The sequence below is a fragment of the Paracoccus sp. 228 genome, assembly GCF_000967825.1.
Taxonomy (GTDB): Bacteria; Pseudomonadota; Alphaproteobacteria; order Rhodobacterales; family Rhodobacteraceae; genus Paracoccus; species Paracoccus marcusii.
Genome location: NZ_JYGY01000003.1, coordinates 288,849 through 314,203 on the forward strand (window position 1 = coordinate 288,849; position 25,355 = coordinate 314,203).

At 64.8% G+C, this 25,355-nt stretch carries 23 protein-coding genes and 1 pseudogene; 17 read left to right on the forward strand and 7 right to left on the reverse strand.

Annotated elements, in window-relative coordinates:
* Positions 1-16 precede the first annotated feature (16 nt).
* From SY26_RS11030 to SY26_RS11045, 4 genes are read left to right on the forward strand one after another with little or no spacing between them, the layout of a single operon-like run.
* Positions 17-631, forward strand: a complete 615-nt coding sequence (locus SY26_RS11030) for a hypothetical protein (protein WP_232303327.1) — start codon at positions 17-19, stop codon at positions 629-631.
* Positions 632-637: 6 nt separating this feature from the next.
* Positions 638-1,360, forward strand: a complete 723-nt coding sequence (locus SY26_RS11035) for an ABC transporter ATP-binding protein (protein ID WP_046000543.1) — start codon at positions 638-640, stop codon at positions 1,358-1,360.
* Complete coding sequence (locus tag SY26_RS11040) at positions 1,357-2,181, forward strand: ABC transporter permease (protein ID WP_045981879.1); 825 nt, start codon at positions 1,357-1,359, stop codon at positions 2,179-2,181. The genes SY26_RS11035 and SY26_RS11040 overlap by 4 nt, the downstream gene beginning before the upstream one ends.
* Positions 2,178-2,768, forward strand: coding sequence for a hypothetical protein (locus SY26_RS11045; protein ID WP_046000544.1), 591 nt, complete (start codon positions 2,178-2,180; stop codon positions 2,766-2,768). The genes SY26_RS11040 and SY26_RS11045 overlap by 4 nt, the downstream gene beginning before the upstream one ends.
* Here the strand turns inward: SY26_RS11045 and SY26_RS11050 are convergent.
* On the reverse strand, positions 2,765-3,751 hold the full coding sequence (locus SY26_RS11050; protein ID WP_046000545.1) for a glycosyltransferase: 987 nt from the start codon (positions 3,749-3,751) through the stop codon (positions 2,765-2,767). The two genes, SY26_RS11045 and SY26_RS11050, sit on opposite strands and share 4 nt — an antisense overlap.
* Before the next feature lie 172 nt (positions 3,752-3,923).
* Here SY26_RS11050 and rfbC point away from each other — a divergent pair, with 172 nt between their 5' ends.
* Genes rfbC through SY26_RS21135 form a run of 7 tightly spaced genes read left to right on the forward strand, consistent with a single transcriptional unit; the run spans position 3,924 to position 10,797 of the window.
* Positions 3,924-4,484, forward strand: a complete 561-nt coding sequence (rfbC, locus tag SY26_RS11055) for a dTDP-4-dehydrorhamnose 3,5-epimerase (RefSeq protein WP_046000546.1) — start codon at positions 3,924-3,926, stop codon at positions 4,482-4,484.
* A complete protein-coding gene (rfbB, locus tag SY26_RS11060; protein WP_046000547.1) occupies positions 4,481-5,518 on the forward strand; it encodes a dTDP-glucose 4,6-dehydratase in 1,038 nt (345 codons plus the stop codon). The genes rfbC and rfbB overlap by 4 nt, the downstream gene beginning before the upstream one ends.
* A complete protein-coding gene (gene rfbD / locus SY26_RS11065; RefSeq protein ID WP_046000548.1) occupies positions 5,518-6,378 on the forward strand; it encodes a dTDP-4-dehydrorhamnose reductase in 861 nt (286 codons plus the stop codon). The genes rfbB and rfbD overlap by 1 nt, the downstream gene beginning before the upstream one ends.
* Positions 6,375-7,247, forward strand: a complete 873-nt coding sequence (gene rfbA, locus SY26_RS11070) for a glucose-1-phosphate thymidylyltransferase RfbA (protein ID WP_046000549.1) — start codon at positions 6,375-6,377, stop codon at positions 7,245-7,247. The genes rfbD and rfbA overlap by 4 nt, the downstream gene beginning before the upstream one ends.
* 33 nt (positions 7,248-7,280) lie before the next feature.
* A complete protein-coding gene (locus SY26_RS11075) occupies positions 7,281-8,900 on the forward strand; it encodes a glycosyltransferase family 4 protein (RefSeq protein WP_046000550.1) in 1,620 nt (539 codons plus the stop codon).
* Entirely contained in the window at positions 8,897-9,796 is a 900-nt protein-coding gene (locus tag SY26_RS11080; RefSeq protein WP_052715240.1) for a glycosyltransferase family 2 protein, read from the forward strand. The genes SY26_RS11075 and SY26_RS11080 overlap by 4 nt, the downstream gene beginning before the upstream one ends.
* Positions 9,797-9,810: 14 nt before the next feature.
* Positions 9,811-10,797 (forward strand): hypothetical protein, encoded by a 987-nt coding sequence (locus tag SY26_RS21135; RefSeq protein WP_157020479.1) that lies wholly within the window; start codon positions 9,811-9,813, stop codon positions 10,795-10,797.
* Here the strand turns inward: SY26_RS21135 and SY26_RS21140 are convergent.
* The 3 genes and pseudogenes from SY26_RS21140 to SY26_RS11095 form a co-directional block, all read right to left on the reverse strand.
* Entirely contained in the window at positions 10,778-11,728 is a 951-nt protein-coding gene (locus tag SY26_RS21140) for a hypothetical protein (RefSeq protein ID WP_157020480.1), read from the reverse strand. The two genes, SY26_RS21135 and SY26_RS21140, sit on opposite strands and share 20 nt — an antisense overlap.
* 10 nt (positions 11,729-11,738) lie before the next feature.
* The gene (glf, locus tag SY26_RS11090) at positions 11,739-12,875 is read right to left on the reverse strand and encodes a UDP-galactopyranose mutase (protein WP_046000552.1); all 1,137 of its coding nucleotides are present in this window, start codon (positions 12,873-12,875) and stop codon (positions 11,739-11,741) included.
* A gap of 92 nt (positions 12,876-12,967) precedes the next feature.
* Positions 12,968-14,016, reverse strand: a pseudogene (locus SY26_RS11095) (NAD-dependent epimerase/dehydratase family protein).
* Here SY26_RS11095 and SY26_RS11100 point away from each other — a divergent pair.
* The 4 genes from SY26_RS11100 (at position 13,982) to SY26_RS11115 (ending at position 19,869) form a co-directional block, all read left to right on the forward strand.
* Positions 13,982-14,593 carry a hypothetical protein gene (locus SY26_RS11100; RefSeq protein ID WP_157020481.1) on the forward strand — a complete coding sequence of 204 codons (612 nt, stop codon included), beginning with the start codon at positions 13,982-13,984 and terminating at the stop codon, positions 14,591-14,593. The pseudogene SY26_RS11095 and the gene SY26_RS11100 overlap by 35 nt on opposite strands.
* Positions 14,594-17,167: a rhamnan synthesis F family protein gene (locus SY26_RS11105; protein WP_046000554.1), complete on the forward strand. Its 2,574-nt coding sequence runs from the start codon at positions 14,594-14,596 to the stop codon at positions 17,165-17,167.
* A gap of 82 nt (positions 17,168-17,249) precedes the next feature.
* A complete protein-coding gene (locus SY26_RS11110) occupies positions 17,250-18,299 on the forward strand; it encodes a hypothetical protein (RefSeq protein ID WP_046000555.1) in 1,050 nt (349 codons plus the stop codon).
* Positions 18,300-18,438: 139 nt separating this feature from the next.
* Entirely contained in the window at positions 18,439-19,869 is a 1,431-nt protein-coding gene (locus SY26_RS11115) for a sulfotransferase family protein (protein WP_046000556.1), read from the forward strand.
* Here SY26_RS11115 and SY26_RS11120 read toward each other — a convergent pair.
* The 3 genes from SY26_RS11120 to SY26_RS11130 all read right to left on the reverse strand — a co-directional run bounded on the left by SY26_RS11120 (position 19,866) and on the right by SY26_RS11130 (position 22,547).
* Positions 19,866-20,540, reverse strand: coding sequence for a 5'-nucleotidase, lipoprotein e(P4) family (locus tag SY26_RS11120; protein ID WP_052715241.1), 675 nt, complete (start codon positions 20,538-20,540; stop codon positions 19,866-19,868). The genes SY26_RS11115 and SY26_RS11120 overlap by 4 nt on opposite strands.
* Before the next feature lie 84 nt (positions 20,541-20,624).
* Positions 20,625-21,866: an MFS transporter gene (locus tag SY26_RS11125; RefSeq protein WP_046000558.1), complete on the reverse strand. Its 1,242-nt coding sequence runs from the start codon at positions 21,864-21,866 to the stop codon at positions 20,625-20,627.
* A gap of 90 nt (positions 21,867-21,956) precedes the next feature.
* Positions 21,957-22,547, reverse strand: a complete 591-nt coding sequence (locus SY26_RS11130; protein ID WP_046000851.1) for an outer-membrane lipoprotein carrier protein LolA — start codon at positions 22,545-22,547, stop codon at positions 21,957-21,959.
* A gap of 151 nt (positions 22,548-22,698) precedes the next feature.
* Here SY26_RS11130 and SY26_RS11135 point away from each other — a divergent pair, with 151 nt between their 5' ends.
* Together SY26_RS11135 and SY26_RS11140 are read left to right on the forward strand one after the other, a co-directional pair.
* The gene (locus SY26_RS11135) at positions 22,699-23,934 is read left to right on the forward strand and encodes a putative DNA modification/repair radical SAM protein (protein WP_045982288.1); all 1,236 of its coding nucleotides are present in this window, start codon (positions 22,699-22,701) and stop codon (positions 23,932-23,934) included.
* Complete coding sequence (locus tag SY26_RS11140) at positions 23,931-25,352, forward strand: UdgX family uracil-DNA binding protein (RefSeq protein WP_046000559.1); 1,422 nt, start codon at positions 23,931-23,933, stop codon at positions 25,350-25,352. Before SY26_RS11135 ends, SY26_RS11140 begins: the two co-directional genes overlap by 4 nt.
* Positions 25,353-25,355 lie beyond the last annotated feature (3 nt).

The following is a 25,355-nucleotide window of genomic DNA, read 5'->3' on the forward strand; positions in this document are numbered from 1 at the left end:
GAGGAGGAGAGATTCCATGACCACGCTGACGAAACTGATGTCCGGTGCCGCCTTGGCCCTGATCCTGGTGGTGCCCGCCACCGCCCAGGATGCCGCGGCCCCCGACGCCTCTGCCGAGCAGGCACCCGGCGGCGATGCCGTTGTGGGCGAACCTGCCGAGGCGGGCACCCAATCGGGCGAGGCCGTCGAGGCGGACGAGGATGATGACGACGAGGAGGAGGAGGCACCGTCCGACGGGACCTATGACGCGACCGGCATGTTCGATTATGGCTTTTCTGGCCTTCTGGCGCGAGAGAACCGCACCGACCTGGCGCCCCTGACGCTGGCATCCGGCCAGCCCGTCGCGGGCGGCGAATACACGATCAAGTCGGGCGGTTACTATCGCATCAACATCGTGGCCGACGGCAGCCAGGAGCTGGCCCTGTCGGGCGGCGACTTCTTCCGCGCGATCTGGATCAACGAGATCGTCATCGGCGACACCGAGATCCGGCCGATGGGCGTGCACAGCATCGAATTCGATGCCGACGGCACGGCGGTCCTCAGCTTCGTCGCGGTGCTGCCCGGTCGATACACCTTGTCAGTGCCGGGTTCTTCGGGCGACAGTCTGCAAGCCGTCTTCAACATCCAGTAGGGTTCATTGACCGCCGCGTTGCAGATCGACCATGTCAGCCACGATTTCGGTGCCGTGCAGGCGCTGGACGACGTGTCGCTGACGGTGCCGCGCGGCGGATTCACCGCCCTTCTGGGGGTGAATGGCGCGGGCAAGACCACGCTGTTCTCGCTTGTGACGCGGCTCTACAACAACCGGTCAGGGATGATCCGCGTGGCGGGGCACGACCTACGGCGCGAACCGTCGCAGGCGCTGGCCCGTCTGGGCGTGGTCTTTCAAAGCCGCGCGATGGATGCCGACCTGACGATCCGCCAGAACCTGATCTATCATGCCAGCCTGCACGGGATACCCGGCAGGCTGGCGCGGCCACGCATCGACCAGGTGCTGGGCCAGGTCGATCTGGCCGACAAGGCCGACACCCGCGTCACCGCCCTGTCCGGCGGCCAGTCGCGCCGGGCCGAGATCGCGCGCGCCCTGATCCACAGCCCCGACCTGCTGCTGCTGGACGAAGCGACGGTGGGCCTGGATGTGAAGTCCCGGGCCGAGGTGCTGGCCCTGACCCGCCGCCTGATCGCCCGCGATGGCGTGTCCGCCCTGTGGGCCACCCATATCATGGACGAGATCGACCCGGCCGACGACCTGGTGATCCTGCATCGCGGCCGGGTGCTGCGCCAGGGTCGCGCCGCCGACATCGCCGGGCCGCACGGGTTGACACGCGCCTTCCTGGACCTGACCGGAGTCGCGCCATGACCGCACCCACCGACCGCCCCCGCGGCTGGCTGACCGCCTTTCTGGGCATCGCGCGCCGCGAGACGCTGCGCTTCGTCAACCAGCGCGGGCGGTTCCTGGCGGCACTGGTGCGCCCGCTGGTCTGGCTGTTCATCTTTGCCGCCGGGTTCCGCGCCGTGCTGGGTCTGTCGATCACGCCGCCCTATCAGACCTATGTCCTGTACGAGGTCTACGTGACCCCCGGCCTGGTCGCGATGATCCAGCTGTTCAACGGCATGCAGTCGTCGTTGTCGATGGTCTACGACCGAGAGACCGGGGCCATGCGCACGCTGCTGGTCAGCCCGTTTCCGCGTTGGTACCTGCTGGGATCCAAGCTGATCGCGGGGGTGATCGTGTCGATCATCCAGGTCTTCACCTTTCTGGCCATCGCGTATTGGTGGGGCATCCGCCCGCCCGTCTGGGGCTATGTCACCGTGATCCCGGCGCTGATCCTGTCGGGGTTGATGCTGGGCGCGATGGGACTGTTCCTGTCCAGCGCGATCCGCCAGCTGGAGAATTTCGCGGGCGTCATGAACTTCGTGATCTTCCCTATGTTCTTTGCCTCGTCCGCGCTGTACCCGCTGTGGCGGATGCGCGAAAGCAGCCCGCTGCTGCACGACATCTGCGCCGTCAATCCCTTCACCCACGCGGTCGAGCTGATCCGGTTTGCGCTGTACATGCAGGTGAACTGGACCGCCCTGGCGGTGGTCCTAGGATGTTTGGCGGGGTTCTTCGGCGCGGCGGTCTTCATGTATGATCCGCAAAAGGGCCTGTGGGCCCGGCGGAAAGGAGGTCCCGCATGATCCGCATCACCCTGGCCCTGGCGCTGCTGGCCGGTCCCGCCTTCGGCGCGGCGGGGACCGATCCCGACTGGCCCTGCATCCAGCGCAAGCAGCCGCATCTGTCGATGGGCCAGGTCTGGACGGGCCCCATCCCGGACGACGAGACGCTGGCCCTTGCCCGCGATCCCGACATCGCCCGCCTGGCCGAACGCCTGGAACAGCGCCGCCTGCCGATCGAGGAGGCCGAGACGGAGATCGCCGAATTCGGAGCCGCGGCCCCCGACACGCATCTGGTCGCACTGATGCAGGCGATCTTCGACCGGATCGACAGCGACCGCAGCGCGCTGATCGCGGGCATCGCGCGCTATGGCCGGTCGCAGGTGGACCTGTCCGAACGGATCGAGGAACGCCGCGCCCGCATGGCCGAAATGGAGGCCGCCGAGGCCCCCGATTTCGACGCCATCGACGCCGAGGAAAAGGCCCTGGACTGGGATCAGCGTATCTTCACCGAACGCCAGCAGTCGCTGACCTATGTGTGCGAGACGCCGGTGATCCTGGAACAGCGCATCTTCACGCTGGGCCGCGCCATCGCCGGCCAGCTGGACTAGGGCGCGTCGCTGCGCGACAGGCGCAGGATGTCGTCATGGCTGCGGTCCAGCCTGCCCGCCAGCCCATCGCGCACCGCCTGATCCAGGATGGTCCGAAACAGGGCGGCGTCGGCGCCGTAATCTGCGGCCTTGCGGCGCCACTTGCGCAGCAGCACTGGGACCAGCGGCCAGAACCACGGTCCCGCCGCCACCCGATAGGCCATCAGCGCATTGCGATACATGTAGAACACCTTCCACATCGGCCTCAGCACGACACCACCCTGCGCCTGCAGGGCCGTGGTGTCGTGATCGAACCGCACCTGCGGCGCGAACCCGATGCGCAGTCCGGCACGGCGCATCTGCAGCGTGTACAGCTGGTCGTCGCCATAGATGAACAGGCGCGGGTCGGGCAACCCGGCCCGCTGCAGCGCCGCGCGCGACAGGAACAGGCCGACGAAGCTGCTCATGTCCACCGGCACGACCGGTGACCCGGTCCGGTAATCACCGTCGCCCAGATGGAACCCGGCACGGCCGCGGCCCAGTGGCATCCGCGCCAGGGTGCGCAGGAAGGCCCCCGGATTCCAGAACGGGTTGCGATACGGGCGGTTCATCTCGCAGATGCGGCCGTCGGGGTGATGCACCGCGGCGCCGATCGCGTCCCATCCCCACAGATCCATCGCCCGGAAGGCGTCGATGGCGCCGGGCGCGGGGCGACCGTCATCGTCCATGACCACGGTCCAGTCGGCCTGCGCCTCGTCTCGCGCAAGCTGCATGCCGACGGAAAACCCGCCCGCCCCGCCCTGGTTCGTGGCGCTGCGATGGACGCGCAGGCGCGGGTCGTTCAGCGCCGAAAGCCAATCGGCAGTCCCGTCGGTCGAGGCATTGTCGACCACGATCACGTGATCGACCGGCTGGTCCAGCAGGCGCGCGACCGTGACGGTCAGCTTGTCCAGCCGGTTGTACGTGACCACCACGGCGGCGATCGAGGGTCGGGTATGGGCCATGGCGTGCCGATCATGTCATCTGCCGGCAGGCTGCGGCCGGGTCCGACCGCGCGATACCACGAAGGGCATTTGTGCAGCAACCGCCACCCATGCTGGTTTTCCGTGCCGGACGGGGCTGACAAGGCGCGTCGATGCCCCTAGACATCGTGCAGGACAACCGCCCGAGGCAAAGATGCAGATCGAAACAACCCCGCTGCCCGGAGTGCTGCTGCTGACGCCGGCCCGTCATGGCGATGCGCGCGGCTTCTTCTCGGAAAGCTGGAATCGCAGGACGCTGGCCGATGCCGGGGTCGTGCTGCCCGAGTTCGTGCAGGACAACCATTCGATGTCCGCGCAGACCGGCACGCTGCGGGGTCTGCATTATCAGTCGCCCCCCTTCGCGCAGGGCAAGCTGGTGCGCTGCGGGCGTGGCCGGCTGTTCGACGTGGCGGTGGACGTGCGCATGGGCAGCCCGACCTATGGCCAATGGTTCGGGACCGAACTGAGCTTCGAGAACGGCCGCCAGCTGTGGATTCCCGCAGGCTTCCTTCACGGCTTCGTCACCCGCGAACCCGATACCGAGATCGTCTACAAGTGCACAGCCCATTATGACCGCGCGTCGGACGGTGCGGTGGCTTGGGACAGCGTCGGCATCGACTGGGACGTCACCGATCCGCTGCTGTCCGACAAGGATCGGGATGCGCAGCCGCTGGCAGAGTTGAAATCGCCCTTCGTCTTTGAGGAGCAGGCATGAAGATCCTGATCACCGGCGGCGCCGGATTCATCGGCTCTGCCGTCGTTCGCCTGGCGATCGCACGTGGGCATCATGTCGTGAACCTGGACGCGCTGACCTATGCCGCGAATCTGGAGAACGTGGCCGAGGCCGCCCGGTCCGACCGCTACGCGTTCGAGCAGGCCGACATCCGCGACCGCGCGGCGCTGGACCGCATCCTGGCGCAGCACCGCCCCGACGCGATCATGCACCTGGCCGCGGAGAGCCATGTGGACCGGTCCATCGACGGCCCTGCGGCCTTCGTGGAGACGAACGTGATCGGCACGTTCAACATGCTGGAGGCCGCCCGCGCCTATTGGACGGCCCAAGGGCGCCCCGACAGCTTTCGCTTTCACCACATCTCGACCGACGAGGTCTTTGGATCCTTGGGCGAGACGGGGCAGTTCACCGAAACTACGCCCTATGACCCGCGCAGCCCCTATTCGGCCAGCAAGGCGGGGTCCGACCATCTGGTCCGCGCGTGGGCCGAAACGTATGGCTTGCCCGTCGTGCTGACGAACTGTTCGAACAATTACGGCCCCTATCATTTCCCAGAAAAGCTGGTGCCTGTGGTGATCCTCAAGGCGCTGTCGGGCCAGCCGATCCCGGTCTATGGCGACGGTGGCAACATCCGCGACTGGCTCTATGTCGAGGATCACGCCGATGCGCTTCTGCTGGTCCTGGAAAAGGGCCAGCTGAACCGCAGCTACAATATCGGCGGAGAGAACGAGGCCACCAACATCGACCTGGTCCGAACCATCTGCGCCCATATGGACGAGCTGCACCCGACGGGCGCGCCGCATGCGGACCTGATCACCTTCGTGACCGACCGTCCGGGCCATGACCGCCGCTATGCGATCGACCCGACCCGCATCCGCACCGAACTGGGCTGGCGCCCGTCCGTGACGGTCGAGGAGGGGCTGCGCCGCACCGTCGAATGGTATCTGGCCAATCGCGACTGGTGGCAGCCGCTGCTGGACCGTGACGGCGTGGGCAAGCGTCTGGGGACGGCCTGATGCAGGGCCTGCTGGTCTTTGGCCGCACCGGCCAAGTCGCGCGGGAACTGGCCACGCTGGCGCCCGATGCGACCTTTGCGGGCCGCGACCGGGCCGATCTGACCGACCCCGCCGCCTGCGCCGCCCTGATCCGCGCGGCGCGTCCGCGTGCGGTCATCAATGCTGCCGCCTACACCGCCGTGGACCGGGCCGAGACGGACCCGGACACCGCCCGCCTGGTCAATGCCGACGCGCCTGCCGCGATTGCGCGGGCCTGCGCGGATCTGGGCATCCCGTTCCTGCACATCTCGACCGATTACGTCTTTGACGGATCGGGCGACCAGCCGCGGGCAGAGGATGCGCCCACCGCACCCCTGGGCGTCTATGGCGCGACCAAGCTGACCGGAGAGCAGGGCGTGGCCGCCGCGGGCGGAGTCTGGGCCGTGATGCGGACCTCCTGGGTGTTCTCCGCCCATGGCGCGAATTTCGTCAAGACGATGCTGCGCCTTGGCGCGGAGCGCGACCGCCTGACCGTAGTGGCCGACCAGATCGGGGGGCCGACGCCTGCCGCCGACATCGCGGCCGCCTGCCTGCGGATGATCCGCGTCATGCGCGACAGGCCCGACACCACGGGCGGGATCTATCACTTCGCGGGCACGCCCGACGCCTCCTGGGCCGAGTTCGCGCGCCAGATCATGGCGCAGGCGGGCTTGGCCGCGCAGGTGGCGGACATCCCGTCATCCGACTATCCGACACCCGCCGCGCGCCCGCTGAATTCGCGGCTGGATTGCGGACGCATCGCGCGGGATTTCGGGATCGCGCGTCCCGACTGGCGGGCCGGGCTGACCCGCGTTCTGGATCAACTGAAGGACAAGGCATGACACAGCGCAAGGGCATCATTCTGGCCGGCGGATCGGGCACCCGGCTGTATCCGATCACCATGGGCGTGTCCAAGCAGCTGCTGCCGCTTTACGACAAGCCGATGATCTTCTATCCGATCAGCGTCCTGATGCTGGCCGGCATCCGCGAGATCGCGATCATCACCACCCCCGAGGATCAGGATCAGTTCCGCCGCCTGCTGGACGACGGCAGCCAGTGGGGAATCAGCTTCACCTACATCGTGCAGCCCAGCCCCGACGGCCTTGCGCAGGCCTATATCCTGGCCGAGGATTTCCTGGCGGGCGCACCGTCCGCGATGGTTCTGGGCGACAACATCTTCTTCGGGCACGGTCTGCCGGAGCTGCTGGCATCCGCAGATGCGCGCGACGGGGGTGGCACGGTCTTCGGCTATCGCGTGTCGGACCCGGAACGCTATGGCGTCGTCGATTTCGACGACCAGATGCGGGCCCGCGCCATCGTCGAAAAGCCCCCCGTGCCGCCGTCGGACTATGCCGTGACGGGGCTCTATTTCCTGGACGGCACCGCGCCGGAACGGGCCCGCGCCGTCCAGCCCTCCGATCGCGGAGAGCTGGAGATCACGACCCTTCTGGAAAGCTATCTGCATGACGGGTCGCTGACCGTCGAACGCATGGGCCGCGGCTTTGCCTGGCTGGACACCGGCACCCATGCCAGCCTGCTGGATGCGGGCAACTTCGTGCGCACGTTGGAGAACCGCCAGGGTCTGCAGACCGGCTGCCCCGAGGAGATCGCCTTCGAGGCCGGCTGGATATCGCCTGACCAGCTGCGCGCGCGTGCGGCAAAGTTTGCCAAGAACGATTATGGGGCCTATCTGCTGCGTCTGATCGACTGACCCTTCCTCCCGACAGACGGATTGACCTCGCCCATGTCCGACCTTGCCTCGCACACGCCCGCAGATCCTGCGCTGGTGGCCCATCTGACCGCCGGCATCGCCGAGGCCCGTGCGATCTATGAGCTGCTGTTTCCCACGCAGCAGCTGTTCTTCATCCTGTCGCAGGGCAACAACCCGATCTGGGCCGCCCCCGAGGTGATCGAGGGTCCGCACAATCCGCGTCCCCAGGACCTGGGTGCGGATTATCTGGGCACCCTGACCCGGCCGGGCGCCTATGACGGCGCGCCGCAGGTGACCATCCGCCTGGCCATCCCGCGCCTGCCCCTGCCCGGAGAGATCAAGCAGATCGATGCGCCCTGGAGGCCCATGCGCAGCCTGGGCGCGCTGTTCCGGGCCAGCCCGCTGTGGTACGAACAGGTGCGCTATGGTGCCGAGATGGCCCGCAAGCGGCAGGCCGACCGACGCACGGACCAGACGGCCATGCCCCTGGGCGACGGTTCGGCGCTGTTGCCCGCGCCCGTGGCGCCCGACAGCGACAAGCGTCCCGCCATCCTGATCGGCGTGCACTGGCTGGAGATGGGCGGCGCCGAGAAACTGGGCTTCGACACCATGCGCTGGGCGCTGGCGGCCGGGCTGCGGGTGTTCGTCGTGGCGTCGGTTCCGGCCGTGCAGCGGCTGGCGGACAAGCTGCCCGACCATCCGGACCTGACCTTCATCCGGCTGGATTGCTATCTGCCGCACCACCTGTGGCCGCGCTATGTCCAGCGGCTGGCGATGGCGGAAAACATCCGCGCCGTGCACATCCACCATTGCACGCCGCTGTACGAAAGCCTGACCATGCTGCGCATGCACCTGCCGTGGGTGCAGACGATCGACAGCACGCATATCGTCGAATACGCGAATGGCGGCTATCCGCGGATCTCGGGCGTGTGGTCCAACTATCTGGATATGCAGCATGTCATCAGCGGAGAACTGGTCCGCTATTTTCGCGACCGGTTCCATGCCCCGGCGGGCAAGGTCGTCCTAGGCCGCATGCTGGACCGCAAGAACAACGATGCGCTGCCGCCGCTGCGCCTGCAGGCGGGACAGAAAACGCTGCATGCCTGCTTCATCGGGCGGCTGTTCTATCAGAAGCGACCGATCGTGGTGGTCGAGGCCCTGCGCGCGCTGAATGCCTGGGCCGGGCGCAACGGCGTCACGTTGACCGCGACCATCGTCGGCGAAGGTCCCTATGACGGCACGCTGACGCGCCTTCTGCGCAAGAACGGTCTGTCGTCCAAGGTCGACCTGCTGCCCGGCAATACCGACATTCCGGCCCTGCTGGAACGGTCCGACATCCTGCTTCTTCCCTCGAACAACGAGGGTCTGGCGCTGGTCTGCTACGAGGCCGTGGCCCATGGCTGCATCCCCATCTCGACCCGCGTCGGATCCCAGGACGAGGTGCTGCCCGACGGCCTGCTGGTGCCGCTGGCGCCGCGTGCGGCCGTGGCGGGCACGGTGGCCGCAGTCGACGCGATGTGGCGCGATGCAAGCACCCTGGCGCGCCACAAGGACGCCCTGCAGGCTGCGTGGACGCGTCTGACCGCCGATCCGACCGCCGAGGAGGTGCTGATGCCCGTCTATCGCCGTCTGGCCCAGGGGGACGCGGCATGAGCGTCCTGAACAAGACGGCTGCGGTCATCGTCACCTTCAACCGCTCGGGCAAGCTGATGGCGGTGCTGGACGCGCTGGCGGCGCAGACCATGCGCCCCGACATCGTGCTGGTCGTGGACAATGCCTCGACCGACGACACCGCGGCGCTGGTGCAGGCGCGGGCCGACGCCGACCCGACCATCCGCCACCTGCGGCTGCCGGCGAATGTCGGCGGGGCGGGGGGGTTTCATGCCGGGATCAAGGCAGCCTACCAGATGGGCGCGCAGTATTTCTGGGTGTCGGACGACGATGCCTATCCCCGACCGGACGCCCTGCAATCCCTGCATCGGGCCCTGAAGGGTTTCCAGGCCGATAACGGCTGGCGCCCCAGCTTTGCCTGTTCGCGGGTCGAGTGGATCGACGGATCGCTGTGCGAGATGAACTGTCCGCGCACGGTGTGGGACTGGGCACGCTTCGTGCGGCCGGGCAGTGCCTGGGCGCTGGTGGACAGCGCGTCCTTCGTGTCGGTGATGATCCCGCGCTGGGCCGTCAGCGAACACGGCCTGCCGATCGCGGATTACTTCATCTGGTTCGACGATGCCGAATACACCCGCCGCATCGCGCGCAGCTATCCGGGCATCTTCGTGCCCGAAAGCGTCGTGGTCCACGACACGCCCGACAACCGGGGCGTCAACTTCGGCCTGGTCGACGACAAGAGCCTGTGGAAGTTCAAGTACGGAGCCCGCAACGAAACCTCATGGCGCCGGCGCGAGATGGGCCTAATGGGCGTGCTGGCCTATGCCTATGGCGTCCGCGGCCAGATGCGCCGCGGCGACGTGCCCTCCTCCCTGCGCCGCCAGATCTATGGCGCGATCATCAAAGGCTTGGGGTTTCGCCCGGCCATCGAGCGCGTTTGATACTTAGAGACATCATGATGCAGAAAATCTTCCTTCATATTGGTACGCACAAAACTGCCACGACATGGCTACAACATTACTTCGCACGAAACAGTGATCGATTGAACGATTTCGGATTTTACTATCCACATGCAGGCCGCGTTACACAGGCGCAACACAGATTAGGGCAGGCGGTGTTTCAAAGACCGCAACAGGCCCAATCGCTTGATGGAATCATGGTATGGGAAAAACTAAAGCGCGAGCTTGAAAATACATATTACCAAAATATTATTATTAGTTCGGAGGAGTTTGAGTGGATAAGGCACCCACAGGTCATAAAGCAATTCTTGCCTAACGTTGAGATACACCTTATCGTTTATCTGCGACGTCAGGATGATTACCTTGAGTCACTCTACGGACAGCAAATTCGCGATTTTCAACCAAGAATATCCAAAGATATCTATCGGTATATTGACGAAAATTCTCTTGAGTTCCTTGACTACAATGCTTTGCTGACAAGATGGAGTCTTGCCAGTGATAACATCACAGTGCGGATATTTGATAAATCTCGAATGGTAGGTGGTGACATCGGCCAAGACTTTTTGGCCCTGCTTGGGATAAACTCGAACGAGGGGTTTGAAAGTCCGACTGGGGCAGTCATTGAACATAAAGCAAGTCTGGGGATGGAGCCTCAAGAGTTTATTCGCCAGTGCAATACCCTGAGGTTACCCGCAGGACAACATGATCAACTTGTGGCGAAAGTGGTGCAGCTAGATCGTGTTTTGAATAATGTGGCGCCAAGAACAAAAGAACGTCTTTTGAGTTTCAAAGATCGGCAAGAGCTTATGCGGCGCTACGCTGCAGGAAACGCTGTCGTTCATCAGCGCTATCTGCAGAATGAAAAGCAAAATCAGCTTTTTGAACCGATCAAAGACGATTTTCTTGTCTTTCATCAAGCGCCTGTTATAAATAAATTTGAAACTCTTTTAAGGTTAAATTCGCTTATGCGCTTCTATGGCTGAGCACCTTTATACGCTTTCGTCGTTCTTCTAGTGCCTGTAGAGCAAGCACTGGTTTGCCCAAAGCTACCAACGCCAGTGCCTTAAGCTCCCATAGGTCGCTATTGGGAAATTTCTCCAAACCTGCATTTGCCGCTTTCAGGGCAAATTTATTTCTTTTTCGGCAAAGTGATTCAATTGCAAGAATATTGTGATAGCGAACTGTTTTTTTGCGAGCCCTGATTCCGGAAAAGAATTTTTTTTGGTCAAAATCATTGTCTATAAGGCTGCGGGTTAGATTTTTTAGCATTCCCATCTGCACAAATATTGGAGGAACTCCGTGTCCACCTGCAGGCACTGGAAGAAGTTGAACATTTGACGACAATGCAATCATATTTGCATGACGTCGGTCTAGTTTGTTTAGTGAATCATAAAAAACGTAAGCGCGGTTTGCATGCTCAGCACCTTTCGCCGCATTACCAAAAGCAAGTGTCCAATCTCGATTACGGCCATCCGGAAAGCGAGGCTCCCATGGCACATGCTTTGGGTCTCTGGACACCTGTGGACTTAGCGCAATTACAGTGCATCCTGGCGACAATGGCGCAAATGAAAGAGCTGCAAAGGCTCCCATCGAGGCGCCCGTAAAGACGACGTGATCAAAAGTTTTGAAAAAGCCATAATGTTTTAAATTTTCTAGTGAATTAATTAGATTTCCGCAACGAAACCAATCATTTGTTTCAGCGATCACGCCAAGAAGAGAATAGCCTTCTCCAGTATAAAATTTCTGTCCCCAAGTAGATCTTCCGATGAAGGGTGTCGATCTTGCCCGCATGGCATCGTCAAACGAGACGACTAGTGTTTTGTTGCCTTTAATAAATTGAAGGCGATGTGCTTTTGTATTGACAATAAAATTGTTTGAGAAATCTATGGACGAAAGATTGGTATTAATTTGCATGAACTAGCCCTCAGATTGGCGAGCATAGAAACGGAGGAAAGACAGTGAGGGACCTGTTAAATTCAACCGCAGTCTCCAGCGCCTCTCTGATCGTCACGTCCATGTCCAGGTAGCGATACGTGCCGAGGCGGCCCACGAAGGTCACGCCGGGGGTGGCATGGGCCAGGTCGACATACTGCTCCAGCAAGGATTTCTCCTCGACCAGGCGGATCGGGTAATAGGGCGTGTCGCCCGGTTCTGCCGCGCGGGAGTATTCGCGATAGCAGACGGAACCCTGGTGGCTCTCCCAGGGACTGAAATGCTTGTGCTCGGTGATGCGGGTATAGGGCACGTCGCGGTCGCCGTAGTTCATCACCGCGCAGCCCTGATAGTCGCCGTCATGGCTGAAGCGTTCGAAATCCAGCGTCCGATAGCCAAGGCGGCCGAGGCGATAGTCGAAGTATCCGTCCAGCGGCCCCGACCAGAAGACGTGATCGGCCTCTGCCGCCATCTCGGCGCTGTATTCCGTGCCCAGTTCGACCGTGATCCGCGGATGGTCCAGGATGGCCGCGACCATCGCGGTATAGCCGTCCTGCGGCATCCCCTGGAAACGGTGGAAGAAATAGTTGTCGTCATAGTTGAACCGCACCGGCAGCCGCTTGAGGATCGACGCCGGCAGTTCGGTCGGCGAACAGCCCCACTGCTTTTCGGTGTAGCCCTTGAAGAAGGCCTCGTAGAGTTCCGGGCCCACGAACCGCAGGGCCTGCTCCTCGAAGCTCTGCGGATCTGTGATGGTCGTGTCGGCCTTGGAGTTGATGAAGGCGCGCGCCTCCTCGGGGCGCAGGGTGGTGCCAAAGAACTGGTTGATCGTCAGCAGGTTCACCGGCAGCGAATAGACCCGGCCCTGCGCGGTCGTCTTGACCCGGTTCTGGAACGGCATGAAGCGCGCGAAGCGGTTGACGTAATCCCACACGCCCTCGTCGTCGGTGTGGAAGATGTGCGGGCCATAGACATGCATCATGACGCCGGTGTCGGCATCGCGTTCGGTATGGCAATTGCCGGCGATATGAGGGCGCGCGTCGATGATGCGGCAGTCATGCCCGGCCTCGGCCAGCTCCCGCCCGATCACGGCACCGGACAGTCCCGCACCCACCAGAAGAATTCTCATTGCCCCGCCCCGCCTTTGTGCATGGTCGACAGTCCGTCATGCTTTGGCCGATGCTATAGCGTGCCGGGAAGGGCAGGCCAACAGGCCGCCGCCTAGGCGACGGCTGAAACCTGCTGCTGCTGACAGATCCAATCCCAGCTGTCGCGCATGCCCTGCTCCAGCGGGATGGTGGGGTTCCATCCGACCGCCTTTCGAATGCGCGCGATATCCAGGATGATCCTGGGCACGTCGAAGCCGCGGCCGGGTCGATAGAGCGGCGACAGATCCCGCCCGGTGATCTGTGCCGTCAGCTCGACGATGCGCTTGACCGATGCGCCTTCGCCCGAACCGGCATTGAAGCAACCGTTGATCGGCGATTCCAGGGCGATCGCCGACAGCGCCGCAAGGTCGCGGACGTCGATGAAGTCGCGGATGACGCTGCCGTCGCCCCATACCTCGATCTGTTCGCCGCGGGCGATCTTCCACAGATAGGTGCCGATGATGCCCTGCAGGCCGGCATGACCCTGGCGCGGGCCATAGGGATTCGAGGCCCGCAAGGCGACGAAATCCAGGCCATGCAGCTTGCGCTCCATGTGCAGATAGTTCTCGATGGCGACCTTGACGATCCCGTAGGAGCTGATCGGCTGCAGGGGGTGGCTTTCGGGCACCTCCTCGCACTGGGGCACGCCATAGACGGTGCCGCCCGACGACAGGAACACCAGCTTGTGGATGTTGCGGGCCCGCATCGCGTGCAGCAGCCGGACGGTCGCGATCAGGTTGCCCTCGATGTCGGCGCACGGGTTCAGGTTGGACGTCGCGGGCACCGTCGTGCTGGCGCTGTGGATCACTGAATCGACATCGCGCAGGGCAACCTTCAGGACATCCTCGGATGAGAAGCTGCCCTTGACGTATTCCACCCCGGGCAGGGGGGGCGAAAGGCTTCGGGTTTCATGTCCAGCACGCGGACGTTGTGTCCGCGGGCGACAAGCGCGTCGACGATATGAGATCCGATGAAGCCGCAGCCGCCGATCACAAGGGTTCGGTTCATGAATGATAATCCGTTATTGTCGCGGTATTCCGTCGAAACGCGGGCTGATCGTGACTGACATGCGCGGCGCAACGTGGCCTTGGCACGATCACCCATACCGGAAACATGCTGCATTGCAAACAACTGCAGGGCTGGCCATAAGCCCTGTACGGTCACCGCAATCCGGGTCTTTGGACAGCACCGCGTCGGCGGAACAGGTCACCCCGAGGGAGCAGGCATAGTGTTGATCCTACACGCGAAGGCAAGCCAGCAGGCACAGGCATTGTCTGCCGAGCTTTTGAAAGAAAACGACTTCCTTGTGCTTGCCGGGCCGGTGGGGGCATTCGATGCCACCGCGCTGCACCCCGGGCCGGGTCGGGTCGGCGGGACCGTTCTGCGCTTTACCCACCTGACCCCCCGGCCATCTGCCTTTCAGGTGTTGGCCGACTGCGCCTGCCTCTGTCAGCGGCTTCTTGCCGAACATCTGTGCGCCCTGCGCTATCGTCAACCGCAGGACGAACAGACTGCCTTTTCCGGCGATGCCCCCGTCGCCTGGTCGGCACAGGCGGACGGAACCGTGACCGCATTCCGCCTTGCGCCGATCGTCGCCAGCAGCCCGCTGCTGATGTCGCTGTCACGCGATCTCTGTGGCCGGTCGATGTCGGACGACCGGCGCTTTGCCTTTCTTGCCGCCGCCTTTGCAGGAGCCTGAATGCAACAATTGAACGACATCTGGACGGCCATTGCCGGTCGCGCCGGGATCGCGGACCGACGCCCTGATTTTCGCTTCGACCCGGCATTCTACGCCCGCACCTATCCCGAGATCGACGGTGACGATGCCGCGCTGCTGCGCCATTTCGTCGACTGCGGAAGGGCCGAAGGCCGCAACGGCACATATTACAGTCTCCTGCGCCGACAGGCGCCCCATATCGACGGTGCCCTGGACAGGCTGGTCACGGACCCGGGCATTCGCGCGGCGATCGACGCCGGGCATCCCGATGCCCTGCACTTGGCGTTCGAGGCGATCCTGCTGGGCGCTCCGGTCGATGCGGCCATCTCGGACTTTTCGATGTCGGCCTATCTGGAATGGTATCCCGACATCGAGGCGGCGGGGATGAACCCGTTGATGCATTATCTGCGCTTCGGATCGGTCGAAGGTGGGCGCCGCACCCTTGCGGATCTGCGCAAGGGGCTGCACCGGGGCCAGCAGGTGTTTCGGCCCGAACTGCCCACCGTCCTGATCTGCGTCCACGAGATGTCGCGCACAGGCGCGCCCGTCGTCGGGCGCGATCTTGTCCGCGAGGCAAGCCGGACCCACAACGTCGCGGTCGCCGCCCTGCGCGGCGGGGACCTGCTGGACCAGTTCCTGCCGCACTGCTGCGGCGCGCTGGTGACCCAGAACCCGCTGCGCGAGATGCCCTACCTGAACGCCGACGTGTTCCGCCGGATCGACCATGCGATCCTGAATTCCGTCGAATGCGCGCCGTTCATCCATCCGCTGGTCGCACAGCAGGTGCCGTTCGCAGCCTATATCCATGAATATTCGGACTATACGTTCCCGTCATGGAAGTCCCTGTACATGGCGGCCTTTGCGGATCTGCTGATCTTCTCCTCCGAACATGTCCGTGACAGCTGGCAGGGGCGCCTTGCGGATGTCGACTTCGACACCGCGACTGACAGCACCATCATTCCCCAGCACCCGCTGATCGACGGGCAGGTCACCGAACGGCGCCGGGTCGAGGCGCGGCGCAGGATTTCCGCGGCCCTGGGCCGTGATCTGGCGGATGCGCGCATCGTCTGCGGCGCGGGCCATGTCCAGTGGCGCAAGGGCACCGACATCTTCGTGCAGGCGGCGCAGATCTGCGCCGATGCGGACCCCGACACCGTGTTCGTCTGGATCGGCGATGGCCGGAACCACCAGGACATGGGGTTCGGCGTCTGGTTCGACTATCACCTCCGCCAGGTCGGCGCGAACCGGCCGGACGGCAACCTGTTCATGCTGCCGGCGGGGCCGCTGTATCTGGACGTGATGGACGCCGCGGATTCGATGTTCCTGTCCTCGCGGCTGGACCCGCTGCCGAACGTGGTCTTCGACGCGGTGCGGCGCGGCCAGACGATGGGCTGCTTCGACGGAGCCACGGGCTTTGCCGACGACCGGTATCGCGGATCCGAGCGGATCACGCGCACCCCCTATGCCGACCCGGCCGCCGCGGTCCGGGCCCTGCTGGCGCTGCCCCGCAAGACGGGAACGCCGGACCAGGACCAGCCCGCCGCCGATGACGGCGGGCCGCGACTGTTCCACCGCATGCGCAGCGCCTTGCACGACCGCCTGGTGCAGCAGCGCAACTTCGTCCTCGGCGAAAGTCGGATCGACATCCCGCTGCTGTTCACCAAGTCCGAGGCCGACCGCCCCCTGCGCCGGCAGGAACGCGAGAAGCTGTTCCGCTATGGCCGCCGGTTGCTGTGGCGCGACGTGGACGACGCGCGCACGACCGTCGCCGCATCCGACAACTGGGTGCACCGCCGCCTGCGCCTGGAGGAGTATCGGGCCATCGCGCCGGACGACGCCGGGGTGGCGGACTTTGCCATCCACGTCCATGCGTTCTACATCGACGATCTGGATGACGACCTGCGCGATCAGGCGGCCTTCGCACGGGCCTCGCGCATCGTCGTGACCACCGATACCGAGGCCAAGGCCGACCGGATCCGCCAGATGGGCGCCGACCGCGGCCTGACCATCCAGACGCAGCTGGTGCCCAACCAGGGCCGGGACATCCTGCCCTTCCTGCGGCTGTTCGGGCGCGACGGCCTGGCGGGCGACGATCGCATCTGGTGCCACCTGCATCAGAAGAAGTCGGTCCAGACGACCTCGCACGGCGATGTCTGGCGGCGTTTCCTGCATCGCATCCTGCTGGGCGACCAGGACATGCTGTCCTGGGCCGTCCGTCGGATCGCCGACCCCGACGTGGGCCTGGTCGCGCCGTTCGAGCCGCATTTCGTGCCCTGGGACGATTCGCGGCGTCTGCTGGCGGGCATCGCGGACCGCTTTCCGGGCCCGATGCCGCAGAACCCGCTGCTGTTCCCGGTGGGCAACATGTTCTGGACCAAAGCCGATGTCGCCCGTCAGATGCTGGACCTGTTCGGAGAGGACCACCCCTGGCCCAATGAACCGATCCCGACCGACGGCACCGAGTACCACCTGATCGAGCGCCTGTGGCCCGCCATCGCCGCGCGGATGGGGCTGGATTCGGTGTTTCTGCACAAGGATGATGAGGAGCGGGTCTGACCCGGCGCCGCGCCTTCGTTCAAACGAATATGTGTGTGGGATCTGAGGACAAGCCTTGGACCACACTTAAGCAGGAGACGTCATGGTCAAGCTGATCGTTCATATTGGTCACGGCAAGACTGGGTCCAGTTCCATCCAAGAGACCCTTCTTTCAGGGCGCGATATTCTTGCTGATCAGGGAATAGCCTATCTTGGACTCATGCTGGAGCATGGTGGAGGGTTGAACCGTCATGATTGGCAGAAGCGGTCTGGCTCTGATATCTTCTTCGCCAATGCCCGCGATCCTCTCACCGCTAACGGCGAGATGTTCGCCGCTTTGTCGGAGGCGCTGTCACAATGCGATCGTGACGGCGTCACCAAGGCGATTTGGAGCAACGAATGGCTGGCACCCCGCTCGGGGATGGTGCTCCCGGCGTTGCAGAAGATCGCCGAGAGTGGGCACGAGATCGAAATACAATGCTACGTTCGCCGTCACGACAAGTGGGCGATCAGCGCCTATTCGCAGTGGGGCCTAAAGCATAAGTCATACGACGGCAGGGTCCGTGATTTCGAGAGCTGGATGCCGGTTTTCGGAGGACGATCGATACGGTTTGCTGACGACATAAAGCCGTGGCACGATGCTTTTTCCGATAAGTTGAAGGTGTTCAACTTCGACGCCATAGGCGATGTTGTCGAACATTTTCTGGTTAATAATCAAATCGCAGGGGTACGGCCTATTAATGAGAACGTATCTCCGTCTGCAGTAGAGATTGCGGCGCAGGCTGTTTTCAACAGCAAGCATCCCATTTCAATGCGCCCCTCAGAGTACGACAAGGTGGCTAATCTTCTTCGGCGTGATGCTGGGACTGAACAACCTTTGTCGACCATCGACAAGTTGTTTCCCAGTCAGGATGCATTGAAGACGCTTTTGGATGATCGCAGAGATGATATCGCAACCTTGAACGAGCATCTCGCACGAAACGGGCAGCCAGAACTGGACTTCACTACGCCTCCCCGGCCAGTTGAGCATCCCACGCCTTGGGCAATGGACCAATATCTTTTGCGTCTTGTCTTCGGCCTGAATGATGAACTGATAGCGCTACGCGCTCGGGTTGCGACGCTTGAGGCTTCACACAAGGCCAAGGAGAAGTAACTTTCTCTTGAACGCCTTGCAGGCATTTGCGATGGGCAGGAGACCGTCACGCAGACAGTCGGTCCCTGCCCGCCAGGCAGACCGACCCCCTTTGGGAGGAGGGGCGCGCTGCCTCTGACCCCGACCGGAGACGCATCAGATGACCTCGACCAGCCCGCAGACCGACCTGACCGTGCCGCCGGTCAGAACCGCCCTGATCGTGCTGGGCATGCACAGGTCGGGAACCTCGGCGTTGGCGGGTGTTCTGGGGCATCTGGGTGCGGCGCTTCCGCAGGACCTGATGGCGCCCTCGGACATGAACGCCAAGGGGTTCTTCGAATCAAACCGCATCACCGGGCTGAACGACCGTCTGCTGGCGCAGGCTGGCTTCACCTGGTGGGACCCGCGCCGCTTTCCCGCCGCATGGTTCGACACCCCCGAGGCGGCCACCCTGCTGGACGAGGCCGTCGAGGTGCTGCAGGCGGATTACGGCGATGCGGCGCTGTTCGTCATGAAGGACCCGCGGATCTGCCGCCTGCTGCCCTTCTGGACCGCCGCGCTGGACCGCTTCGGCGCGCAGGTCCGGATCGTGCACACGCACCGCGCCGCGTGGGACGTCGCCGCGTCGCTGGCCCGGTGGGCGGAGTACGAGCCCGAGTTCGGGTTGGTGCTGTGGTCGCGCCACGTCCTGGACGCCGAGGCCGACAGCCGCGCACTCCCGCGCTGCTTCACCAGCTTCGAGGCGCTGATGGACGACTGGCGCGCCGTGGCCCGCCATATCGCCGACGCGCTGGACCTGGAATGGCCGCGGGGCCCGGATCAGGCCGGCGTCGCGGTGGACGATTTCCTCAGCCGTGACCTGCAGCATTTCCGCGGCGCATCGGCGACCGGTCCCGACGGCCAGCCCCTGCCTCCGGTGGCGGCAGAGCTGCAGCAGGTCCTGGGCGCATGGGTCGATGAGGGAGAATCGTCGCAGGATCACGATCGCCTTGACCGCCTGCGGTCGGCGCTGGATGCCAGCGGGCCGCTGTTCGACGGATTGGCCCTGCGGACCGTGCATCGTGCCCGTCAGGTGGCACATCTGTCGGGCCGGGTCGAAAGCCTGACGGCGGACCTGACCCAGGCGCGCCGGGACCTGAGCCGTGCCGGGCAGGAGGCCGACCGCCGTGACGCCCAGATCGCCGAACAGGCAGAGCGTCTGGAGGTCATGGAGCGGCGCCAGCACGTCGCGTCGGTCCAGTTGCGACAGCTGACCGAACAGCGCGAACGCGAGATGCAGGAGCGCTTGCGGCTGGCCATCGCACTGGACGACCCGAACGCCATGGCGGACCGGCTGGACGACCTTGCCGAACGCGTGGAACGTGTCACCGCCGAACGGCAGAGGGAGCGTGACCGCCTGAACGCCGAAGCCGAGGCGATGGCCGCCGAAGGCGCGCGGCTGCGCGAGGATCTGGCCACGGCCCGTGCCGAACGCGATGCCGCGCAGCGCTGGGGTGCGACCCGCGAGGCGGAGCTGCTGGCCAGCACCTCGTGGCGCGTGACGGCACCGCTGCGTGCGGTGTCGCGTGTGGCGCGGCGGCTGCGGCCCTAGTCGCGCTGCCAGGGGCGCAGCTCGGCCTCCATCCAGGTGCCATGGGCGGCGTTGGGAAAGACGATCCAGTCCTGGCCGAAGCGGTCGGCGTGGTCTTCGGTCAGACGGTGCTGATCCTCCAGCGCGGCCCCGGCGAAGGCGCCATGGAAATCGTGCAGCGTGTCGCCCAGCTGCAGCACGATACGGTGCCCGTCCTCGACCTGCGCGCGGCGGGCAGCCTTGGGCGGACCGAAGAGCAGGACCTGTTCGGCGCAGACCTGCGGCAGGCCGAGACGCGACAGGGTCGCGATGGTGGCCAGCTTGTTCTCCTCGAACCGGTCCGAGACGTAGAAGATCGTGACACCCAGGCTGTCGGCCAGCGCAAAGAACTCGGCCGCGCCGGGGATCAGGTGGGGGTTGCCCTCGCGCTCCCACAACAGCCAGGTGTCGATGTTCTGGAACATCCCCTCGTTGTGCATCGCGGCCGCCATGACGGCGCTGTTGTCCAGGATCGTCTCGTCGATGTCGCTGAGGATCGCCAGCCCGGCGCCGCCGCCGGCCTGGTCAACGGCGGCACGCAGGCGCAGGGTGGCCAGCGCATAGCATTGCCGCTGCAGGGCGCGCACCTCGGCCGAGGCCTGCTGATAGCGGACGGCGATGGCGTGGTCGTGAGGCGTGCGGGTGGGCTGCATGATCTGTCCTTTGGTCGCGCGCAGCATAGCTAGGCCGCGCGCGCCGCCGGGTCAAATGACGGTCCGGTGGTCTGCGCCGCGGCGTCAGATGGCGGGCGCGGGGATGCGATAGGGCGCCTCGCGGACGGGCAGGTGGATCAGGGCGCTGAAGGCCCCGATGCCCACGCCGATCCACCAGACCAGGAAATAGTCGCCCGACGCGTCGTACAGCTTGCCCCCCAGCCAGACCCCCATGAACGATCCCAGCTGGTGGGACAGGAACACGAACCCGTAGAGCGTCCCCATGTAGCGCAGCCCATAGATATAGGCGACCAGACCCGAGGTCAGCGGCACCGTGGCCAGCCACAGCCCCCCCATGACCAGCGAGAACACGACCACCGTGGCAGGCGCCATCGGCGTCAGGATGAAGGCCGCGGCGGCGATGGTGCGCAGCGTATAGATGCCCGCCAGCAGGTATTTTTTGGTATAGCGCTTGCCCAGATATCCCGCCAGGATCGCACCGCCGATATTCGCCAGCCCGATCAGCGAGATGGCGATCGCCCCAAGCGCCGACGTTGTGGTGATGCCAAGGCCCGCCAGCATGCCGGCAGGGTCGATGGGGCCGCACATCTCGGTGATCATCGCGGGGAAATGCGCGGTGATGAAGCCCAGCTGATAGCCGCAGGAGAAGAACCCCGCAAAGATCATCATGAAGGACGGGTCGCGGAACGCGCGCCGCAGAACGGTGCCCATGCTGTCCTCCAGCTGCGACGGGGTCGCGGGCCTGCCGTCGCCCAGCATCGGCAGGAACAGCATCGTCGACAGGACGATCACGCCGAAGATGATGAAGACCGACTGCCACGGATAGAAGGCCAGCAGCCCTTCGGCCAGGGGTGCGCCGAAGACCTGTCCCGCCGATCCGGCGGCGGTGGCGATGCCCAGGGCCAGGCTGCGGTTGTCGTCGCTGGCGGCCCGGCCGACCACGGCCAGGATCACCCCGAACCCGGTGCCCGCGATGCCGAAGCCCACGATGATCTCCAGCAGCTGGATGCTGGCCGGGGTCGTGGCGAAGGCGGTCAGGATCAGGCCGGAGCTGTAGAGGATCGCGCCGACGATGATCGCCCACCGGTCGCCCCATCGTTCCGCCATCGCGCCGAAGATCGGCTGGCCGATGCCCCAGGCCAGGTTCTGGATCGCGATGGCCAGCGAGAACTCGGCCCGCGGCCAGCCGAAATCCTGTGCGATGGGAATCTGGAACACGCCAAAGCTGGCGCGCAGTGCAAAGTTGATCAGCAGGATCAGCGATCCGCCGATCAGCACGGGTGTCAGGATGCGGGAATGGGGCATGGCTGCAGCCTTGGATGGGGTCGGCCGCAGCGTTGCCCCCGGCATGGGGGCGCGTCAATCACGCAATTGTCAGGATGCAATCGCCGCCGGTCAGCGGCGCTGCACCTCGGACTGGATCGAGAACCGCGAGGCAGGGATCGTTCCGCCCTTTGACATCTCTCCCAAGATCACGGTGGTCTTCTGGCCGGTATCGTCTGTCACGACCCACTGGCGCAGCTCGGTTGGCGCGGTGAACACCATCTGGATGGTGCCGTTCTGCGGCCGCTGCGGGTCCTGCGCGGTGACGACGGTGCCGTTGTTCTGTTCGCTGTAACCGGTGACCATGCCCTGGCGGCCGAGGTTCACGTTGGCATCCAGGATGATCGACAGCGGCGTCTGGGACAAGGGATACTGCTGCGGGCCGCCGTTCGACTTGCCGTCGAAGATCGCCACGTTGCCGCCCGATGCCAGAACCAGCGTCGGGTCGTTGTCGTATTCGAACCGCACCCGGCCGGGACGCTGGATATAGACGGTCCCCGTCGATACCGTGCCGTCCGGGTTGATCTGCGTGAACTCGGACGTGACCGTGGTCAGGCTGTTGAGATAGCGCGAGATCTCGGACAGCGGAATGCGTTCGGCCAAGGCCGGAAAGGCCATGGCGATAAGAAGGGCGGGCGCAAGGGCGAGGGTGCGTATGTTCATGGTCCCGATCATATCCTTTCGCTGTTGCGATGCACATCACGTCTGACGGATGAACGCGCAGCCAACCATCGCGCGTCCGTGACGGTTCCGCATCATTTGTTTCATGCCCGACGCCTTGCGAAGAACGCATGGGGAACATATCTTTCCCGGCATGGCACAGCGCACCTTGCAGGACAAGCTGGCGATCCTGTCGGACGCCGCGAAATACGACGCCTCCTGTGCGTCCAGCGGAACGACGCGACGCGATTCGCGGTCGGGGGGCATCGGCTCGGCCGGGGGCACGGGGATCTGTCATGCCTATACGCCGGACGGACGCTGCATCAGCCTGCTGAAGATCCTGATGACGAATTTCTGCATCTATGATTGCGCCTATTGCATCAACCGCGTCAGCAGCAACGTCGAACGCGCCCGGTTCTCTCCGGAGGAGGTGGTCCGGCTGACATTGGAATTCTATCGCCGCAACATGATCGAGGGGCTGTTCCTGTCGTCGGGCATCATCCGCAGCCCGGACCAGACGATGGGCGACATGGTCCGCATCGCGCGGATGCTGCGGATCGAACACGGGTTCAAGGGATACATCCACCTCAAGACGATCCCCGACGCCTCGCCCGACCTGGTGGCGCAGGCGGGGCTGTTCGCGGACCGCCTGTCGGTGAATGTCGAACTGCCCCAGGATGCCAGTCTGCGCCACCTTGCCCCAGAAAAGCGCCCCGAGACGATCCGCGCCACCATGGCCGACGTGCGCCTTGGCCGCGAGGCCGCCAAGGACCGCAGTCATACCGGCAAGCGGCCGCCGCGCTTTGCCCCCGCCGGGCAGTCCACGCAGATGATCGTCGGGGCGGATCAGGCCACCGACGTCGACATCCTGAACACGTCGGCCAATCTCTATTCGGGGTATCAGCTGAAGCGTGTCTATTACTCGGCCTTCAGCCCGATCCCCGACGCGTCCGCCATGCTGCCCTTGATCAAACCGCCGCTGATGCGCGAACATCGCCTGTATCAGGCCGACTGGCTGATGCGCTTTTACGGCTTTGACGCGACAGAGATCGGGTCGGCGCATCCGTCCGGCAACCTGGACCTGGCGATCGACCCCAAGCTGGCCTGGGCGCTGGCCAACCGGGCGCAGTTCCCCGTCGATGTCGCCCGCGCCCCGCGCGAGATGCTGCTGCGGGTGCCGGGCTTCGGCACCAAGACCGTGGGCCGCATCCTGACCGCGCGCCGGAACGGCGTGCTGCGATACGCGGACCTTTTGCGCATGGGCGCAATCATGTCCAAGGCCCAGCCCTTCGTCACGCTGCCCGACTGGACGCCGGGCGCACTGACCGACAGCGCCGGCCTGCGGGCGCGCTTTGCGCCGCCGCCTGAACAGCTGTCCCTGTTCGGATGATCCGGGTCCCGCTGCCGCGGTTCGGACGCTTTGACGCCTGGCGTCAGACCGCCCGCGATCTGGCCAGCGCACGCGTCCCGATGGAGGACGTGACCTGGGCCGACCCCGACACGCCTCCCGACCTGTTCGGCGCCGACCCGGCCCCGCCGCCGGGCGATCATCCGGTGATCGCCACGCAGGAGTTCCTGCAGCTGGCCCGTCAGGTCGCCAGCCATTCGGACCCGGAACGCTGGTCGCTGCTGTACGGAGCATTGATGCGGGCGCAGGGCGACCGACGCTTTCTGTCCAATCCCGCCGATCCAATGATGGACCGCCTGTCGCGCACGGCGAAATCGGTGCGCCGCGACATCCACAAGATGCACGCCTTTGTCCGGTTTCACGAACTGCCCTCGGACGGGCCGCGCCGGGCCTTCGGTGCGTGGTTCGAACCCGAACACCCCATCCTGGAGGCCGGGACGCCGTTCTTTGCCAAGCGGTTCGCCGACATGGACTGGCTGATCGCCACGCCCGAAGGCACCGCCCGGTTCGACGGCGGCACCATCGTCTATGACGACCCGGCCCCGCGCCCCGATCTGCCCGACGATGCCAGCCATGACCTGTGGCAGACCTATTTCGCCAACATCTTCAACCCCGCGCGCATCAAGACCAATGCAATGCGGTCCGAGATGCCCAAGAAGTACTGGAAGAACCTGCCCGAAACCCGGCTGATCCCCGACATGCTGGCCGATGCGCCACGCCGCGTTCAGGCCATGCGCGACGCGGGGGCGACCGATGCGCCGGCCTTTGCGCCCAAGATCACCGCCCGCCTGCGCCAGCAGCCCGACGACAGCATCCCCGACACGCTGGAGCAGGCCGCGTCCCAGGCCGCCCGCTGCACCCGGTGCGAGCTGTGTCATGCGGCCACCCAGACCGTCTGGGGGCAGGGTGATCCTGCCGCCCGCCTGATGCTGGTGGGCGAGGCGCCGGGCGATCAGGAGGATCTGGCGGGCCTGCCCTTCGTGGGCCCGGCGGGCCAGCTGTTGCACCGGACCATGGCCGAGGCCGGGCTGGCCCCCGACCGCGCCTGGATGACCAATGCCGTCAAGCATTTCCGTTTCACCCCGCGCGGCAAGCGCCGCCTGCACCAGACGCCCGACCGCGACCATGTCGATCAGTGCCGCTGGTGGCTGGACCTGGAACGCCGCATGGTCGCGCCGCGCCTGACCGTGGCCCTGGGGGCGACGGCGGCCTTCGCGCTGACCGGCAACCGCAAGCCGCTGACGCCGCGCCGCGGTCTGATCGAACCGGCACGCGACGGCGGCCCCGTCCTGATCACCTGGCATCCCAGCCTGATCCTGCGCCTGCCGCCCGACCGCGCGCCTGCGGCCTTGGCCGAACTGCGCGCCGATCTGGCGCAGGCCGTGCAGATGGTGGCCTGAGGC